Source organism: Saccharopolyspora antiqui (assembly GCF_052246905.1).
Taxonomy (GTDB): domain Bacteria; phylum Actinomycetota; class Actinomycetes; order Mycobacteriales; family Pseudonocardiaceae; genus Saccharopolyspora.
Genome location: NZ_JBQQBO010000005.1, coordinates 232,335 through 249,505 on the forward strand (window position 1 = coordinate 232,335; position 17,171 = coordinate 249,505).

At 69.3% G+C, this 17,171-nt stretch carries 17 protein-coding genes; 6 read left to right on the forward strand and 11 right to left on the reverse strand.

Features of this window, described 5'->3' with window-relative positions; genetic code table 11:
* The first annotated feature begins 21 nt into the window (after positions 1 to 21).
* From ACTWQN_RS11600 to ACTWQN_RS11620, 5 genes are all read left to right on the forward strand, one after another.
* Positions 22 to 468: a GNAT family N-acetyltransferase gene (locus tag ACTWQN_RS11600; RefSeq protein WP_443203401.1), complete on the forward strand. Its 447-nt coding sequence runs from the start codon at positions 22 to 24 to the stop codon at positions 466 to 468.
* 202 nt (positions 469 to 670) lie between these two features.
* Complete coding sequence (locus ACTWQN_RS11605) at positions 671 to 1,318, forward strand: HD domain-containing protein (protein ID WP_443203402.1); 648 nt, start codon at positions 671 to 673, stop codon at positions 1,316 to 1,318.
* Positions 1,315 to 2,319 (forward strand): GlxA family transcriptional regulator, encoded by a 1,005-nt coding sequence (locus ACTWQN_RS11610; protein ID WP_443203403.1) that lies wholly within the window; start codon positions 1,315 to 1,317, stop codon positions 2,317 to 2,319. Before ACTWQN_RS11605 ends, ACTWQN_RS11610 begins: the two co-directional genes overlap by 4 nt.
* A 265-nt stretch (positions 2,320 to 2,584) precedes the next feature.
* The gene (locus ACTWQN_RS11615; RefSeq protein ID WP_443203404.1) at positions 2,585 to 3,019 is read left to right on the forward strand and encodes an FHA domain-containing protein; all 435 of its coding nucleotides are present in this window, start codon (positions 2,585 to 2,587) and stop codon (positions 3,017 to 3,019) included.
* A 232-nt stretch (positions 3,020 to 3,251) separates the two neighbouring features.
* Positions 3,252 to 3,839, forward strand: coding sequence for a ClpP family protease (locus tag ACTWQN_RS11620; protein WP_443203405.1), 588 nt, complete (start codon positions 3,252 to 3,254; stop codon positions 3,837 to 3,839).
* Between the two features lie 111 nt (positions 3,840 to 3,950).
* Here the strand turns inward: ACTWQN_RS11620 and ACTWQN_RS11625 are convergent, their stop codons facing one another.
* Positions 3,951 to 4,844, reverse strand: coding sequence for an oxidoreductase (locus ACTWQN_RS11625; protein ID WP_443203406.1), 894 nt, complete (start codon positions 4,842 to 4,844; stop codon positions 3,951 to 3,953).
* Positions 4,845 to 4,925: 81 nt separating this feature from the next.
* Here ACTWQN_RS11625 and ACTWQN_RS11630 point away from each other — a divergent pair, with 81 nt between their 5' ends.
* Complete coding sequence (locus ACTWQN_RS11630) at positions 4,926 to 5,543, forward strand: TetR/AcrR family transcriptional regulator (protein ID WP_443203407.1); 618 nt, start codon at positions 4,926 to 4,928, stop codon at positions 5,541 to 5,543.
* A gap of 57 nt (positions 5,544 to 5,600) precedes the next feature.
* On the opposite strand, the gene ACTWQN_RS11635 is transcribed toward ACTWQN_RS11630, so the two are convergent.
* The 10 genes from ACTWQN_RS11635 to ACTWQN_RS11680 form a co-directional block, all read right to left on the reverse strand.
* On the reverse strand, positions 5,601 to 7,895 hold the full coding sequence (locus ACTWQN_RS11635) for a PQQ-dependent sugar dehydrogenase (RefSeq protein ID WP_443203408.1): 2,295 nt from the start codon (positions 7,893 to 7,895) through the stop codon (positions 5,601 to 5,603).
* 165 nt (positions 7,896 to 8,060) lie between these two features.
* Positions 8,061 to 8,774: a hypothetical protein gene (locus ACTWQN_RS11640; RefSeq protein ID WP_443203409.1), complete on the reverse strand. Its 714-nt coding sequence runs from the start codon at positions 8,772 to 8,774 to the stop codon at positions 8,061 to 8,063.
* Entirely contained in the window at positions 8,771 to 9,718 is a 948-nt protein-coding gene (locus tag ACTWQN_RS11645) for a sugar phosphate isomerase/epimerase family protein (protein ID WP_443203410.1), read from the reverse strand. Before ACTWQN_RS11645 ends, ACTWQN_RS11640 begins: the two co-directional genes overlap by 4 nt.
* Positions 9,715 to 10,875, reverse strand: coding sequence for a dihydrodipicolinate synthase family protein (locus tag ACTWQN_RS11650; protein ID WP_443203411.1), 1,161 nt, complete (start codon positions 10,873 to 10,875; stop codon positions 9,715 to 9,717). The genes ACTWQN_RS11645 and ACTWQN_RS11650 overlap by 4 nt, the downstream gene beginning before the upstream one ends.
* Positions 10,872 to 12,026 (reverse strand): Gfo/Idh/MocA family protein, encoded by a 1,155-nt coding sequence (locus tag ACTWQN_RS11655; RefSeq protein WP_443203412.1) that lies wholly within the window; start codon positions 12,024 to 12,026, stop codon positions 10,872 to 10,874. Before ACTWQN_RS11655 ends, ACTWQN_RS11650 begins: the two co-directional genes overlap by 4 nt.
* A gap of 279 nt (positions 12,027 to 12,305) precedes the next feature.
* Positions 12,306 to 13,073 (reverse strand): ABC transporter ATP-binding protein, encoded by a 768-nt coding sequence (locus ACTWQN_RS11660; RefSeq protein WP_443203413.1) that lies wholly within the window; start codon positions 13,071 to 13,073, stop codon positions 12,306 to 12,308.
* The gene (locus ACTWQN_RS11665) at positions 13,063 to 13,803 is read right to left on the reverse strand and encodes an ABC transporter ATP-binding protein (RefSeq protein ID WP_443203414.1); all 741 of its coding nucleotides are present in this window, start codon (positions 13,801 to 13,803) and stop codon (positions 13,063 to 13,065) included. The genes ACTWQN_RS11660 and ACTWQN_RS11665 overlap by 11 nt, the downstream gene beginning before the upstream one ends.
* Positions 13,800 to 14,870: a branched-chain amino acid ABC transporter permease gene (locus ACTWQN_RS11670; protein ID WP_443203415.1), complete on the reverse strand. Its 1,071-nt coding sequence runs from the start codon at positions 14,868 to 14,870 to the stop codon at positions 13,800 to 13,802. Before ACTWQN_RS11670 ends, ACTWQN_RS11665 begins: the two co-directional genes overlap by 4 nt.
* Positions 14,854 to 15,738 carry a branched-chain amino acid ABC transporter permease gene (locus tag ACTWQN_RS11675; RefSeq protein WP_443203416.1) on the reverse strand — a complete coding sequence of 295 codons (885 nt, stop codon included), beginning with the start codon at positions 15,736 to 15,738 and terminating at the stop codon, positions 14,854 to 14,856. Before ACTWQN_RS11675 ends, ACTWQN_RS11670 begins: the two co-directional genes overlap by 17 nt.
* A gap of 144 nt (positions 15,739 to 15,882) precedes the next feature.
* Positions 15,883 to 17,061: an amino acid ABC transporter substrate-binding protein gene (locus tag ACTWQN_RS11680; protein ID WP_443203417.1), complete on the reverse strand. Its 1,179-nt coding sequence runs from the start codon at positions 17,059 to 17,061 to the stop codon at positions 15,883 to 15,885.
* Positions 17,062 to 17,171 lie beyond the last annotated feature (110 nt).

Consider the following 17,171-nt stretch of genomic DNA (forward strand, 5'->3'; position numbering starts at 1 on the left):
GGCCGTGGTCAGACTGCCGAGATGATGACCATCCGACCCGCGCTGCGCGGCGATGCCGGGGCGCTGTTCGAGCTGGCTCGCCAGGCCTACGCGCACTACACCGAGCGCATGGGCCAGGAACCGGCGCCGATGAAAGCGGACTACCAGGCCCTCGTCGAAGCCGGTGGGGTCTGGGTGGCGGAGCACGACGACGTGCTGGTGGGCCTGCTCGTGCTGAGGTTCGGGCCCGATCACGTGCTGCTGGACAACGTCGCCGTCGCACCCGACGCGCAGGGCAGCGGAATCGGCGGGCGGTTGCTGGACTTCACCGACGAGCGGGCGCGCGAGCACGGCGTCGCCGAAGTCAGGCTGTACACCAATGAGGCCATGACGGAGAACCTCGCCTACTACGCCCGCCGCGGGTTCGTCGAGACGCATCGCGCCACCGACCACGGCTACCGCCGCGTGTTCTTCACCAAGCACCTCTGATCCGCGCCAGCGGACCGGCCTTTCGCCTTGCATATCCACAGTGGACGATTCGGCGCTCGGCCCGCCGATGGCGGCGCCGCTGCGGGCCGCCGCCCATGTCCGCATCTGTGGGTTATATGGCCTTATGGCCATGGTGTCCGGCGGTGCCGGAGGTGGACGCTGGGCCTACGGCAGGACCGATCGAAGGACTCAGGTGAGCGCGATGACGACCAAACTCCCCACCGCACCGGACGTAGTGGTTCCGCACACCCAGCTGGCCCGGAGCGCGACCGAACTGGTGCGGGACACCACCAACGAACTGATCTACCACCACTCGCGCCGCGTCTACTTCTTCGGCGCCCTGCAGGGCCGCAACCGGGACCTGAGCTTCGACCCCGAGCTGCTCTACATCGGCGCCATGTTCCACGATCTCGGCCTCGGCGAGCGATTCCGCGGCAGCGGCCGCCGCTTCGAGGTGGACAGCGCCGACGAGGCACGGCACTTCCTGATGGCCCACCGGGTGCCCGAGGACAGCATTCGAAGGGTCTGGACCGCGATCGCGCTGCACACCACGCCGGGGATCCCGGAGTTCATGGAACCCGAGGTCGCGTTGGTGACGGCGGGCGTGGAGTACGACGTGCTCGGCATCGGCTACCAGGACATCGACGAGGCCGACCGCAACGCCATCGTCGCCCTGCACCCGCGCCCCGATTTCAAGCGGCGGATCCTCGAAGCCTTCACCGACGGCATCCGGCCGAGGCCGCAGACCACCTTCGGCAACGTCAAGGCCGATGTGCTGGAACACTACGTGCCCGGCTTCGAACGCGGCGACTTCGTCCGCACCATCCTCGACTCGACGTGGCCGGAATGAGCGCTGCCGCCGAGCACCTGGTCGCCGTGGTCGCTTTCGACCAGGTGCAGCTGTTGGACGTGACCGGTCCAGTCGAGGTCTTCGCCACGGCCAACGCCTTCGGGGCGAACTACGACGTGCGGGTCGTGTCCACCACCGGCTCCGACGTGCGCACCTCGGCAGGGGTGCGCATCGGGGTGGACGGCGGGCCGGAGAGCCTGCCCCGGCGGGTCGGCACCGTCGTGGTGCCCGGCCGGCGGGACTGGCGGCAGGCGGTGGCCGACCGGGAACTGATCGCCTTCGCGGCCGATCTGGGGCGTCGCGGCAAGCGCATCACGTCGGTGTGCGCCGGGGCTTTCGTGCTGGCCGCGACCGGTGTGCTGGACGGCCGACGCGCCGCGACGCACTGGGAGCTCGCCCGCGAACTGGCCATTGCCTACCCGAGGGTGCGCGTCGAGGCCGACCCGGTGTTCGTGCGCGACGGCGAGGTCACCACCTCGGCCGGTGTCACCGCGGGCATCGACCTGGCGCTGGCGCTGGTCGAGGAAGATCACGGAGCCGCCCTGGCGCGCCGGGTGGCGCAGCAGCTGGTGGTGTTCATGGCCCGGCCGGGCGGGCAGTCCCAGTTCAGCGCCCGCCTCAGCCCGCGCGAGGCGAAGCATCCCGCGGTGCGGCAGGTGATGGACGCAGTCGGAGCCGATCCCGGTGCCCTGCACAGCCTCGACGGCCTGGCCCGCCGCAGCGGTGTCAGCGTTCGGCACCTTTCCAGGCTCTTCCGCGACGAGACCGGGATGACACCGGGCCAGTACGTGGAGTCGCTGCGCATGGAGGCCGCTCGGGCGCTGCTCGAAGCGGGCAACGACCCCGTCGACGCCGTCGCGGAGCAATCCGGTTTCGGGTCCTCGGAGACCATGCGCCGCGTCTTCCAGCAGAGCCTCGGGGTGGCACCCACCACGTACCGGGCACGCTTCCGCACCACCGCCGCAGGCGCCGAAGATCGCCCGCTGGCAGCCGAATTGTGATTCAACCGCCATCGAATTTCCGCCGTCCGCCATGTGATTGGCGACCTAGCCGTCATCCGGTCACGCAGGGTGGTCCGGACCTGGCTGGGGCTTCTCCCAGTCTCTTTTCAGGTTCGTCTCAAGAAAGTCCGGGTTCGCGCCGTTAGATTGGAGCATGCAGGCCCTGAGGCGCGAAGACGGGAGAGCCGGGGCTTGCGGGGTTCCCCGACGACCCTCCGTGCAGCTGCTGCCGCGACCGTGGTGGTCGCACCACCAGGAGGATGTCATGAATGAGGGCCGAAGCGGTGTACCTGCCCCAGCCGTGGGAACGTTCGGCGATGAATCGACCGAGGCGGTCGTCTTCGTTCCTGGGCAGGCCGCACCGCTGACTCCGGTACCGGAGGTTCGGCCCGACCCGGTGGGTGGCACCGGTCTTGTGGTCACCCGGGGACCGCGTGCCGGTGCCACCATTCCGGTTTCGGTGGGCGGGACGACAGTTGGGCGAGATCGGGACTGCGACATCACGCTCGACTCGCCCACCGTGTCCCGTCGCCACGCGCGAATCGACCGCGACGGCGCGCACTACACGATCACCGACACCGGTTCGCTCAACGGCACCTACCTCAATCGCAGTCCGGTGGATCGAGCCAGGCTGGTCGACGGCGACGAGATCTGGATCGGCACCTTCCGATTCACCTTCCGCACCGGACCCGCCACATGATCGCGCCGACCCGGCTGTTGGGCCCCAAGCGGCCGGGTCGGTCGCGGTCCTCCCCGGATGCGGAAGTCCACTGTGGAGCATCCGGGTGCCGTGCGTAATCGAATTCTCGAAGCAGTCTCGAATGCGCTGATCGCTGGGAGCGAACCACGCCCTGAGCGAACAACACGCCCCGAGCGGACTTCGGCGGCATACGGTCGGTTCTGACGTGCACACCGATCGAGGCAGGCAAACGATGACACTTCACCTGGCACCTGAGATGCAGTCGCCCTCGGGTTTGTCCCTGAACGACTCGGTCTACGAGCAGCTGTTGCGCGACCGCATCGTCTTCCTCGGTTCGGAGGTCACCGACGAGGTCGCCAACCGGATCAGCGCGCAGCTGCTGCTGTTGGCCGCCGCCGACCCGGCCAAGGACATCAGTTTCTACATCAACTCGCCGGGCGGCTCGGTCAACGCGGGCATGGCCATCTACGACACCATGCAGCTGGTCAAGCCGGACGTGTCGACCTGGGGCCTGGGCTTCGTGGCGTCGATGGGCCAGTTCCTGCTGTCGTCTGGCGCGTCGGGCAAGCGGTACCTGCTGCCCAACACCCGGATCGTGATGCACCAGCCGTCGGCCGGTGTCGGCGGCAGCGCCAGCGACGTCGCCATCCAGGCCGAGGTGTTCGGCAAGATGAAGCGGCGGATCGCGGAGATCACCGCGCGGCAGACCGGCCAGTCCGTGGAGCGGATCACCGCGGACGCGGACCGGGACCGCTGGTTCGACGCGGAGGAGGCCCTCGCCTACGGCTTCGTCGACCACATCGTCGGCAGCACCGAGTAGCGCGCGATTTCGCCGCGAGCGGCTACGCGGGCTGGAACGGAAGGCCCACACCGGTTGGCAGGGCGCGCAACCGGGCGGGAGTGCCGGTCACCCAGCGGTTGTCCGCTCGGGCTACTCGGTCTTCGAGAGCGGGAAGGTGACGCCGGTCATCTCCTCGGACATCGCCCACAGCCGCTTGGCCGCCGCCGGGTCGCTCGCGGCCGCGGTCCGGCTGACCAGTGTCGGGCCACCGCGCATCTCGAACATCCCGTCCGGGCCGAGGTAGCTCACGCCGGGCAGGTCCTGCGTCGCGGCGTACAGCGTTGGCAGCGCACCGGCCATCGCGTCCTGCGCGAGGAACCGGCTGCCGACGGCCATGACCAGGCGCATCAGTGGATTCGAGCTGCTGCTCTGCAGGTTGGTGGCCGCGTATCCCGGATGCGCGGCCAGCGCCCGCAAGGGGGAGTCGATCTCGTCGAGCCGCCGCTGCAACTCCAGGGTGAACAGCAGGTTGGCCAGCTTGGACTGCCCGTAGGCGCGCTGCGCGCGGTAGTCGCCGGTGAAGTTGGGGTTGTCGAAGTTGATGCCGCGCACGTACCGGTGCGCGGTGGACGAGACGGTCACCACGCGGTCGGTGAGGTGCGGCAGCAGCAGGTTGGTGAGCGCGAAGTGGCCGAGGTGGTTGGTGCCGAACTGCGTTTCGAAGCCGTCCTTGGTGCGGCCCTCCGGCGGGATCATCACCCCGGCGTTGTTGATCAGCAGGTCGAGCTCGCCGTCCCAGGACGCCGCGAACTCACGCACCGAGGCGAGGTCGGCCAGGTCCAGGCGGCGCACCTCGTGGCTGCCGGGGACCTCGGTCGCGGCGGCCTTGCCCTTGTCCAGGTCGCGGACGGCGAGCACGACGTGCGCACCGGCCTTGCCCAGGGCCTGGGCGGTGCGCACGCCGAGGCCGCTGTTCGCGCCGGTGATGACCGCGGTGCGGCCGGTCAGGTCGGGTATCTGGGCGGTGTTCCAAGTAGTTGCCATGCCGTCAATGTAGTCATTGGCAACAAAGTTGGCAACGAAAACAATGCAGTCGATGGCAACATTCAGGGTAGGCTGCGGGCCATGGCTGAAGGTCGTTATCACCACGGGGACCTTCGCGCCGCGTTGCTGGACTCCGCCGCCGCCGCGCTGCGCACGTCCGGGGTCGATGCCCTGTCCCTGCGGGAACTCGCGCGGGACATCGGCGTCAGCCACGCCGCGCCGCGACGGCACTTCAAGGACAAGCGGGCGCTGCTGAACGCCCTGGCGCTGCGCGGGTTCGAACGGCTGTCCGCCGAACTCGGCGCGGCCGCGGCGACCAGCGGACCGTTTCGCGCCAAGCTCGCCGCGATGGCCAGCGCCTACGTCCGCTTCGCCGCGCACGAGGCGGAACTGCTGGAGCTGATGTTCGTGCGCAAGCTCGCCCCGGACGCCACCGAGGAACTCCTCGCCGCCGGTCACCACCTGGGCGCCGTGGTGTTCGCGGTCATCGCCGACGGTCAGCAAAGCGGCGACGTCCACCCCGGCAACGCCGAAGCGATCGCACTCGCGGTCTTCGCCGCACTACACGGTTTCGCCAGCCTCACCACCACCGGCATCCTCCCCACCGAAACAACCACCGACCAAGCCCTAAACCACCTCCTGAACGAACTCCTACACGGCCTGAACCCTCGGGATGACAGCGGTGAGGGGCACCCGTGACCAAGTAACCGGGTCACGGGTGCCCCTCACTCCGAACAGATCCGCTCTACTGCGGCGTCAGTGGTTGAAGAAGCGCCGGTATTGCTTTGCGATCGTGTCGGCGTCGGCCGCTGTGTTGAGGAACATCAGCGAGTCCATCCGGCAGTTGCAGGGATTGCGCTCCAGGGTGTTCTGCGGGAAGCTGCCGCCGATCTTGATGCCGCGCGGGTTCGTCGGGCTCGCACCGGATCCGTCGAGCTGCCACGGATCGCCGGGAACGGTGTAGAAGCCCGGGATCGGCTCGCCGTTGCGGTAGAGCGCCATCTCGCCGTTGGTGTAGTCGAACGTCGCCGCCAGGTGCACCCATTCGTCCGGCGGGAGGATTTCGCGCCAGTCCTGCTGGGCGGCGAACGTCTGGGAGCTGCCGCCATCGACGCGGCGGCCCAGCGCCACCAGCCGCATTTCACCGTCCACATCGATCAGTTCCAGCAACGCCCGGACGTCGTGCCCGTCGGAGTTCCCGCTGAGGACTCCGGCCAGGCCGACGGCGTTGAAGAGGTCATCGGGCTCCGGCGTCGTGGAGTTGGGGCTCGGGTTCTGCCCGGTCATCTTGAACCAGCCCATCACCGTCGCGCCCTTGGTGCCGTTGAACGCGCTCAGCGACTGCACGCCGTTTTCGTCCCACACCCCGGCCTTCCAGTCGTCGTTCCCGTTCACGCCGGGGGCCTGCTGCTGCAACTGGAGTGCGTTGTTGCTGCCCGGGAACGCGCCGTCGGCCACCCGCATGTCCTCGCCGCCGTTGACCTGCGCCAGCAACGTGCCGGACGAACCCTGGTCGAGCTCCTGGGAATCGTCGGCGGCGAACGGGTGCTCGAAGTCGTAGTGCGCGACGAGATCGCGCTGCACCTCGCGGGTGACCTCGGATCCGGCGCCCATCCGGGTTCCGGTGACCTTCCAGATCTTGCCGTTGGCCTTGGCCAACAGGTACAGGTTGCGCTCGGCGTCGACCCCGAAGCGCAGGTCCACGCGCCCATCCCCGACGAAGTCCGTCATCCGCAGCTGGTTGCCGTCGGTGTCGAACAGCTGCATCTCGTGCAGCGGCGCGCGCGGCGCACCGCGCTGCATCCGGTTGACGTCGGTGTAGAACACGCGGCCGTCGACGAGGTCGCCGAAGATGTACTTGCCCCGCAGCAGCGGCAGATCCGTCCCGCGGTAGACCTGACCACCGGAGATCGCATGGCCGCTGTCGGCGTCGCACGGCCAGTTCGGCGGCGGGTCGTGGTCGTAGGCGGCGACCGGGTAGACGTAGTCGTACTGGTCGTCGTCCTCCGGCAGCGGGTACAGGTAGCACTGGGTTTCGCGGCGGAACTCGAAACGGCCTTCGCGCTCGCTCCACCCGAAGTTGTCCCCGGCGCGGACCTCGTAGACCGCTTCGATCGCGTGCTGCCCGATGTGACCGAGGTACATGGCGTTGCGCCCGGCGGGATCCCAGCTGAACCGGTGCGGATCCCGCATCCCCAGCGCGTAGATCTCGCCCAGCGCCCCGGGAGTGCCGACGAACGGGTTGGAGGCGGGGATGCCGTACTGGCCGTTCGGGCCGTTGGTGCCCGCCGGGTCGATCCGCAGGATCTTGCCCGCCGGTGTGCTCATGTCCTGCGGCACATCGGAATCCACGCCGATGCCGCCGTCACCGACCGCCAGGTAGAGCAGCCCGTAGTCGGGATCGCCCGGCCGCGCGGTCGGGTTGAAGTCGATCTGCTGGATGGCGTGCACCTGGGTGGTGAAGCCGAAGCGGAAGATCTCCCGGCTGGTCCCGGAGAACTCGTCGGCCGCCGGGTCGTCGGCGGTCCACTCGGTGACCACGCTCTGCACGAACGCATCCGGCTGGTTCGGGTAGGTCGGGTCCTCCTCGGCGATCGCCTCTTCATCCTCGGAGTGCACCGTGTAGAACTTGCCGTTGGTGGCGAACTCGGGGTGGAAGGTGACGAAACCGAACCCGCTGCCCATGCCGCGACCGGAGAAGAAGTGCTCGTAGCGCTGCTTGAAGTCCAGGTACACGTGCTGCTGGCCGCCATCGAGCAGGTAGAGGGGACCGTTGAGATCGGGGACGTACATCCGGCCCGAACCGTCGGGGACCTCGCCGATGTAGTTGATCCGGTTGTGCCGGATCAGCCGCGGGTCGGTCGCCGGTGGGGTCGGTTCGGACGCGGGCAGTTGCGCGTACTCCGTCAGGACCAGGCCGAGCCGCGACTGCACCGGATCCTCCGGGATCGGATCGGTGATCGGATCGTCGGCCGCCGCCGGTGGTGCTAACAGGGTTGCCGCGACCACCGCGCCGGTGATCGCGGAGACCCATCTTCTGTGCACGCCCATTCGGACTCCATCCCTCGCCGTTGTGGGTTGGTCAAAGGTGACAGCTCGGTGCGCGTTGCCGAAAGCCGAGGCCCGGCACGGGAATTCGCGCGCAGCGCTGCCTGAACTGCGGTCTCGCATTGCTGGCCGAAGCCGAGGCGGTTCCGGGGGAACCGCCCACCTGGCTCACGACGGAGAAGTGCCGGTTGCCGGTCGGGCCGTCGTCCCGACCACGGTCACGTCGCGGACGCGTCCGTAGTTGTCGAACGAGCCGAAGCCGACCCGCCCGCCGGAGAAGCTGGTGTCCGTCGCCGTCATCAGGGGTTCGTCGGATCCGTCCACGTACACCGCGATCTCGCCCGACGATGCGCGGTAGTCCAGGCGCACGTCGTGCCAGTCGGTGTCGTCGATCGCGGGCGGCGCACCGGTGGTGCCGTTCCACTGGTCGTCGATGCGCTCGCGGTCGGCGTTGTCGACGACGAAGATCCCGTTGTGCGGGTAGATCGTGTTGTCCTGCGAGAGGTGCACGTAGTAGAAGCGGGTGGGGGACTGGTAGTTGAAGATCAGGACCACGTCGCGGTCGTTTCGGCTGACCGGTTCGTCGATGCGGACCTCGGCGGTGTAGCGCAACGACGCGAACTCGGGGCCTCGGTCGACGATCGCGTACTCGAACGGGCGGCGCGGGCCCTCCGGTGCGTCGCCGCGCTCGGTCATGATCACCTGGCGGTTCGCGAACTCCCACTTCCCGGGGGTCAGCGGGTCCCAGAACCGGTCCGTGGCCGGTGGCCGCACCAGCGCGAACGGCGGCCGGAAGCCATCTGCGGCCGCGGCCGGGGTGGCCGTCGCGGTCGCGAGCAGGCCGACGGCCAGTGCGGCGGCCAGCCTTCGGCGGTGTCTCATGTGGACATTCCCTCCCGCTCGGGTGGTGCGGACAGGTGCGGTTGCACGAATTCGACGTAGCGGCGGGCCGAGGTGGCCAGCACGTCCGCGCCGGGTGCGGCCCAGACGTCGGCGTTGAAGATCTCGACCTCCACATCGCCGAGATATCCGGCGGCCGCGACGGCACGGCTGAGCGAGCCGAAGTCGATGTGACCGTCGCCGACCATCCCCCGGCTGAGCAGGCTGTCGGCGGGCAGCGGGGTGATCCAGTCGCACACCTGGTAGCTGACGATGCGCCCCTCGGCGCGGGCGATCTGCGCCAGCACCCCGGGCTCCCACCACACGTGGAAGGTGTCGACCACGACGCCGACCACTTCCGGCGGGTGCCCTTCGGCGATGTCCAGCGCCTGGGCGAGGGTCGAGATCACGCCCCGGTCGGCGGCGAAGATCGGGTGCATCGGTTCGATGCCGAGCCGGACGCCGCGCTCGCGGGCGTGCGGTACCAACGCCGCGACCGCCTCCGCGACGCGCAGCCGGGCACCCGCGATGTCGCGGTCGCCCTGGGGCAGCCCACCGGGTACGAGCACCAGCACACCGCTGCCCAGCGCCGCCGCCTCGTCGAGGGCGGCGAGGTTGTCGCGGTGCGCAGCGGCCCGCGCGTCCGGGTCCGCCGCGGTGAAGAAACCGCCCCGGCACAGCGAGGAAACCCGCAGACCGGCATCGCCGACCATCCGGGCCGCGGTGCCGAGACCGACCTCGGCGACCGGCTCCCGCCACACGCCGATCGAGCCGATCCCGGCGGCCACGCAGCCGTCCACCGCCTCGCGCAACGACCAGTTGGCCGTGGTGCGCTGGTTCAGCGACAGCCGGGCCAGCCGCGGATCGCCGGGCCGCGGGGTGGGCACCCGGGCCGGGGCATCCGAGGGGACATCGCGATTCCGCGCGGTTGCGGGCAACGCGCTCATCGCACCGCCCCCGCCGCTGCCAACCACAACCGCATCCGGTGCGCGGCGAACTCGGGATCCGGCAGCAACCGCGCCTCGTTGGCGAGCTCGAAGACCCGCGCCAGGTGCACCGCGCTGCGCGCCGACTGCAGGCCGCCGATCATCGTGAAGCCGGGCTGGTGCCCGCACAGCCAAGCCATGAAGGCGATCCCGGTCTTGTAGTAGAAGGTGGGCGCGCTGAACACGTGTCGCGACAGCGCGAGCGTGGCCGCCATCTCGGCGTCGTAGGTCGCGAGGTCGCCCTCGTCCAGCGCGGCCAGCGCCGCCGACGCGGCCGGGGCGACCGCGGAGAAGGCGCCGAGCAGGGCGTCGGAATGGTGCTGCCCGTCGCCCCGGATCAGCTCCGGGTAGTTGAAGTCGTCACCGGTGTACAGCCGCACCCCCGCCGGTAGCGCGGCGCGCAGCCCGCGTTCGTGTTCGGCCGACAGCAGTGAGACCTTCACCCCGTCGACCTTCTCGGCGTGGTCGCGGACCAGGTCGAGGAAGCACCCGGTCGCGGTCGGCACGTCGGAGGAACCCCAGTAACCGGCCAGCTGCGGGTCGAAGACCTCGCCGAGCCAGTGCAGGATCACCGGCTCGGCGACCTGCCGCAGCACCGCGTCGTAGACCCGCCGGTAGTCCTCGGCGCTGCGGGCGATCCGGGCGAGGTGGCGGGAGGCCATCACGATCACCTGCGAGCCGGTGGACTCCACGAAACCCACCTGCTCCTCGTACGCCGCGATGACCTCGTCGAGGGTGTCGAGCTGGTCGCGGTGATCGGTTCCGGCGCCGGAGGCGATCCGGGCGCCGAACGCGCGGGCCTGTTCGGCGCTGCGGCGGACCAGTTCCCGCACCGATGTCCAGTCCAGGCCCATGTTGCGCTGCGCGGTGTCCATCGCCTCCGCCACGCCGAGGCCGTAGCGGAACAGCTCGCGGCGGAAGGCCAATGTGGACTCCCAGTCCACCGCCGCGGGCGAGCCAGGGGTGTTGTCGCCGAGCGGATCGGCGGCCACGTGCGCGGCGGCGAAGGCGACCCGCGAGGAGTAGGGCCGCGGGTGCTCCTTCCACTGCCGGGGCTCCCGCAGCACGACCTCGCTCCAGCCGCCGTCGGCCGCGGGCAGGTGAATGCTCGCGCTCATGCCGTGCCGCCAGCGGGGAGTTCGACGCGGCGGCCTTCGGCCGAGGAGGTGAGCCCGGCGTCGGCCAGCCGGAGGCCGCGCACCCCGGCGGCGAAGTCGTAGCGGTGCGGCCTGCCGTGGTGCACGTCCAGCAGGAACTGCTCCCACTGGGTGCGGAAGCCGTTGCCGAACGCCGCGTTGTCCGGCACTTCGTCCCATTGGGCGCGGAAGTCCTCGGTGGTCGGCTCGTCGGGGTTCCACGTCGGCCGCGGGGTGCGCACCCTCGGCTGCACCCGGCAGCCGAAGAGCCCGGCGACCGCCGAACCGTGCGTGCCGTCGACCTGGAACTCCACCAGTTCCTTGCGTTCCACCCGCACCGCCCAGGAGGAGTTGACCTGGGCGATCACGCCACCTTCGAGCTCGAAGATCGCATACGCCGCGTCGTCGGCCGTGGCGTCGTAGCGGCGACCGTTCTCGTCCCAGCGCTCGGGGATGTGCGTGACGGCCTTCGCGATGACCGAGCGGACCGGGCCGAAGAGGTTCTCCAGCACGTAGTTCCAGTGGCAGAACATGTCCAGCACCACACCGCCGCCGTCCTCGGCGCGGTAGTTCCAGCTCGGCCGCTGCGCGGGCAGCACGTCGCCTTCGAAGACCCAGTAGCCGAATTCGCCGCGCACGGACAGGATCCGGCCGAAGAAGTCCGCGTCCACCAACCGCTTCAGCTTCCGCAGACCGGGCAGGAAGATCTTGTCGTGCACCACGCCGTTGACGATGCCGCGCGCCTCGGCCGCCTGCACCAGCTCCACGCCCTCGGCCACCGACGACGCGACTGGCTTCTCGGTGTAGATGTGCTTCCCGGCGGCGATCGCCTTGAGGATCGCCTTCTTGCGCTCACCGGTGACCTGGGTGTCGAAGTAGATCTGGGCGTCGTCCTCGGCGAGCAGGCGGTCGAGGTCGGTGCTGAAGTCCGCGATCCCGTGCTGGTCGGCGATGCGGGCCAGCTTGTCGGCGTTGCGGCCCACCAGGACCGGTTCGACCTGGATCCGGCTGCCGTCGTCGAGGGCGATGCCGCCTTCGTCGCGGATCGCCAGCACCGACCGCAGCAGGTGCTGGTGGTAACCCATCCGGCCGGTGACGCCGTTCATCAGGATGCGGTACGTGTGATCTGGCATGACTCGACTGACTCCCCTTGCATGTACGCGGGTGGTTTTGCGTAAGTGGTCACTTGGCGGAACCTCAGACGCCGCCTCGGCTGCGGGATCCCCGACTTATGTATGTCCGATACACGGCGTCGGGGCTGTCCTCGCGAGGCGACGTCTGAGAACCCGCGGGTGGTCCATCTGCGTAGGGGGGAAAGAGAAAGCGGCTTCGCCGCTTGCCTGTCGTCGAGCTTGCGTTGAGCTCATTGGACCTCCCAATCCGCGTAACGTTTCAGGGTCGGAAAGCGGGCGTCAGGACGATTTGGTGGTCGACGAGCGGCGGTTGCCGAGGTAGAGCTCGCCGAGTTGCGGGTCTTCGAGCAGTTCGGCGGCCGGACCGGCGATGTGCACCCGGCCGAGGTCGAGGACGCAGCCCAGATCGGCGGTCTCCAGCGCGCGGCGGGCGTTCTGCTCGACCAGCAGCACCGCGGTTCCGGCGTCGCGCATCCGGGCCACCTGCTCGAAGACGGTTTCGGTCGCCTTGGGATCCAGGCCCATCGACGGCTCGTCGAGCAGCACCACGCGCGGGCTGACCATCAGCGAGCGGGCGAACTCGACCTGCTTCTGCTGCCCGCCCGAGAGCGCTCCCGCCAGCGATCCCCACCGCTGGGCGACGACGGGGAAGAGCTGCTTGACGAAGTCGACGCGCTCCGCGATCTCGGACTTGTCCTTCAGGGTGTAGGCGCCGAGCAGCACGTTCTCCGACACCGACATCTCCTTGAAGACGCTGTGCCCCTGCAACACGTGCGACAGGCCCGCCTTGAGCAGTTGCTGCGGGCGGCGGTGCGTGACGTCCTGGCCGTCGAGGAGGATCCGCCCCGAGCGCGGTGCGAGCATGCCGCTGGCCACCTTGAGCACAGTGGACTTCCCGGCACCGTTGGGTCCGACGAGGCAGACCACGCTGGCCGGTGGCACCCGCACCGTGAGGCCGCGCAGAACCAGCGCCGCGCGGCCGTAACCGGCCTCGACGTCGAGGAGTTCGAGCAGGTGCTCGCCCGATCCCCGCTGCTCAGCTGCCAAGGTATGCCTCCAGGACTCGCGGGTCGTCGCGGACCTCGTCCGGCGTTCCCTCGGCGATCGGCCGACCGCGGTCGAAGACGACGACGTGGTCGGACAGGCTCATCACCAGATCCATGTTGTGCTCGACGATCAGGAAGGTCTTGCCCTCGGCGTTGAGCGCCCGCACCAGATCGCTGATCCGGTCGATCAGCGCCGGGTTCACCCCACCGGCCGGTTCGTCGAGCATGATCGTCTCGGGTTCGGCCATCAGCACGCCCGCGAGTTCGAGCAGTTTCTGCTGGCCGTAGGAGAGATCGCGGGCCTCGGTGTCGGCCAGGTGCTCGATGCCGACCCGGGTCAGCAGCTCGCGCGCCCGGTCCACGTCGCCGCGTTGGCGGGCCGAGACCAGTTGGGCCAGCAGGGTTTGCGGGCGGACCGCGACGAGCAGGTTCTCCAGCACGGTCATCCGGGGGAAGATCCGGCACAGCTGGAAGCTGCGGCCGATGCCCAGGCGGGCGATCCGGTGCGGGGGCCTGCGGGTGATGTCCGCGCCCCGGTAGCTCGCGGTGCCCGAATCCGGCCGGATCATCCCGGTGACGCAGTTGAAGAAGGTGGTCTTGCCCGATCCGTTGGGGCCGATCAGCGCGTTGACCTTGCCGTGCCGGAAGGCGACGCTCGCGCCGTCGACCGCGCGCACCCCGCCGAAGGACTTGGTCAGTCCGGTGGTTTCCAGACCGCGAACGGGCTTCATCGGTGCGCTTCCTCCTTGGCCGGGGCCGCTTCGGCGCGCCGCCGCTCGGCCAGTTCGCCCTGGCTCACCTCGCGGATCGAGGCCGCCCGCGGGCGGAACCGGTTCACCAGGTCGGTCAGCGCCGGGATGATCCCGTCGGGCATGAACAGCACCACGGCCGCGAGCAGCACACCCATCGCGACCAGGTGGAACTGCGTGTCGCCGTACTGGGCTTTGAAGTACTCCACGGCGTAGCCCACGATCACCGCGCCGAGCAGCGGCCCGAACAGGCTCCGGACACCGCCGAGCAGGCTCATCAGCACCAGGTACGACCCGGCCAGGATGGAGAACTGGAAGATCGGGTCCAGGAATCCGAACCACAGGGCGTAGAGGCCACCGGCCAGTGCGGTGAAGAACGCCGAGATGACGAACGCGACCAGCTTGTAGGCGAACGTCGGCACGCCCAGCGACTGCGCCTTGTCCTCGTCTTCCCGGATCGCTTTGAGCCCGGTGCCGAAGCGGGAGCGGTTGATCGCCCACCAGCACAGCAGCGCCACCGCCAGCAGCGCGGCGTGCAGGTAGAAGAACCGCTCGTGCTGCTCGGGCCGGAGCACGTCCGCGCCGAACGGCCGCGGCACGCGCAACCCGTTGGAACCGCCGGTGAACGATCCCCAGCTCTGGAAGACCAGCAGCGTGATCAGCACCAACGCGATCGAGACGATGACGAACGACGCGCCCCGCACCCGCAGGCTCGCGATGCCGATCGGCACCGCCAGCAGCGCCACGAGCAGGCCGCCGAGCAGCAGCGCGAGCCACGGGTTCAGCTCGGCGCGCAGGATCAGCAGTGCGGTGGCGTAGCCGCCGAGACCGGAGTACGCGGCGTGGCCCAGCGAGATGTAGCCGGTGAAGCCGCCGACGAAGTTCCACGACGTGGCGAGCACCGCGTAGCTCATGATCACCACACCGACGGACAGGATGAACGCATCCGGTGCCAGGCTGGGGAAGGCGAGCACCAGCGCGGCCAGCGCCAGCAGCGCGGCCAGCTTCGCCGCCCGGACCGAGGTGGGCACGTCAGAACCGCTGCGCAAGTCGGCCTCCGAAGAATCCCTGGGGACGCAGCAACAAGGTGGCGAACAGCGCGAGGTAGAAAACCGTTTGCGCCCAAGTGGTTCCGAGCGGGATCTGCAGCAGGCTCTGGCCCAGGCCGAGCGCCATGGCCGCGATCGCCGCACCGGGGATGCTGCCGAGGCCGCCCACCACGATGATCGCCATCAGCGGGCCGATCCAGTGCCAGTGCAGCGACGGGTAGATCGTGGAGTCCAGCGCCAGCGCGGTGCCCCCGATCGCGGCGGTGGCCAGCCCGAGCCCGAAGCCGAACCCGGCGATCCGGTCGGTGTTGATGCCGACCAGTTGCGCCGCTGCCCGGTGCTGGATCGTGGCGCGCAGCGCGTGGCCGAACCGGGTCATCTTCAGCAGCAGGTACAGCCCGGCCAGCGACACCCCGGCGAGGCCGAAGGCGATCAGCTTCACGACCGGAATGCTGGCGCCGAACAGCACGATGTCGGCCCCGGAGTAGGGCAGCTGGATCCGTCGATGGGTGCCGCTGAATGCGAACCCGAGCATGCCCTCGATCACCAGCGCGATCGAGAAGGTCAGCAGCACCGACATCATCGTCAGCGTCGCCGGGCGCAGCCGGGAGATCAGCAGCCGCTGCATGAGCACCCCGAGCCCGAAGAACAGCGGGACGGTGAACGCCAGCGACAGCAGCGGATCCAAGCCGGTTCGCAGGGTGAAGAACCAGGCGAGGTAGGCGGCCAGGATCAGGAACGCCGAGTGCGCCAGCATCACCACGCGCATCACCCCGAAGTACAGCGTCAGGCCCGCCGCCAGCAGGGCGTAGAGCCCACCCAGCAGCACGCCGAGCACCAGGCTCTGCAGGAGCAGGGATCCGCTCACTGTGCCGCCTCCCCGCGATTCACAGTGGTGGTCACGTCCAGCCCGATCTCACGTTTCGTCGTTTCTTGTGGCTGGTTTGCGTCACGGTCCCCTGAGGTGCGGTTCGGGAGAACTGAGGTTGACAGAGGATGTCTCACCGCGACCTCACCACGTCGGCTTCGGATGGATCAGGTTCGCTTCCTTGGCGCTTTCCGGCAGCACGATCTGGATCCGGCCGTCGACGTACTGCTGGATCAGGTGCGCGCCCTGCGGCTTGCCGGTCTGGTCCCAGCGGAGCTTGCCGACCACGGTGTCCACCTCGTTGTTGTGCAGCCAGTCGATGAGCTTGCGCTGGCACTCCGGATCCGGGTCGGCGCACCCGACGGCCTGGACGGCGGCGGCCACCACCTGCCCGGTGGTCCAGGCGTTGGCCTCGTCCTCGTTGGGTTCGGTGCCGTGCATCTTGGTGTAGTGGGCGACGAACTCCTGGTTGGACGGGAACGCCGCCTTCGGCGTGTAGCCGGTGGGGGAGAGGATGCCCGCGGTCTGCTCGCCGATCGCCCTGGGGAACTCCGGGTTCGTCGGCGCGGTCGAGAAGGCGGCCATCGCGGGCTGGTAGCCCAGCTGGCGCAGCGCCACGATCAGGTTCACCGCGTCCTGGTACTGGGTGCCGCCGACCACCAGTTCCGCCCGCGAGTCGGCGATCTTGGCCGCGATGGACCCGAAATCGGTGGTGTTGGGCGGGTAGACCTCGTCGACCACGGTGCGGATGCCAGCCGCCGCCAGCTTCTCCTTGAGGCCGTAGGCGGTGCCCTGCGCGAACGGATCGTCCATGGCCGCGTACGCGGCGGTCTCCGGTCGCTGGTCGGGGGGCATCGCCAGGATCGCCTCGGCGAGGTAGTTGTAGTGGTCCTCGGCGATCGCGGGCGCGGCGTAGAAGAGGTTGTCGAAGCCCTGGTTGAACACCTCTTCGGCGGCGCCCGCCGGTTCGACGAACAGGAAGCCGTAGTCCTTGGCGACCTGCGCGGCCGGGATCACCAGGCGGGTGGAGAACGGGCCGAAGACGAGGTCCGCGCCGTCCTGGTTGATCAGCTTCTCGTAGTCGGCGGCGACCCGGTCGGCGTTGGACTGGTCGTCGAGGATCACCAACTCCACCTGGCGGCCGAGCAGCCCGCCGCGCGAGTTGACGTAGTCGGCCCACGCCTCGTAGCCGCGGCGGACGCCCTTGCCGGGCTCGGAGAAGTCGCCGGTCAGCGGGAGTGAGATGCCGATCCGAATCCGGTCGTCGTTGCCGCTGGAACCCGAGCTGAGGCAACCGGTGAGCGCTAAGGCCGCGCTGGTCACGAGTGCTCCGAGTCGGAGACCGTTTGAAATTTTCATGATCCACCCGTCGTTGGGAGCATCCGTAAGCGCTTACGTAAGCGCTTACGGCAGAATAGGGACCACGGCCGGTG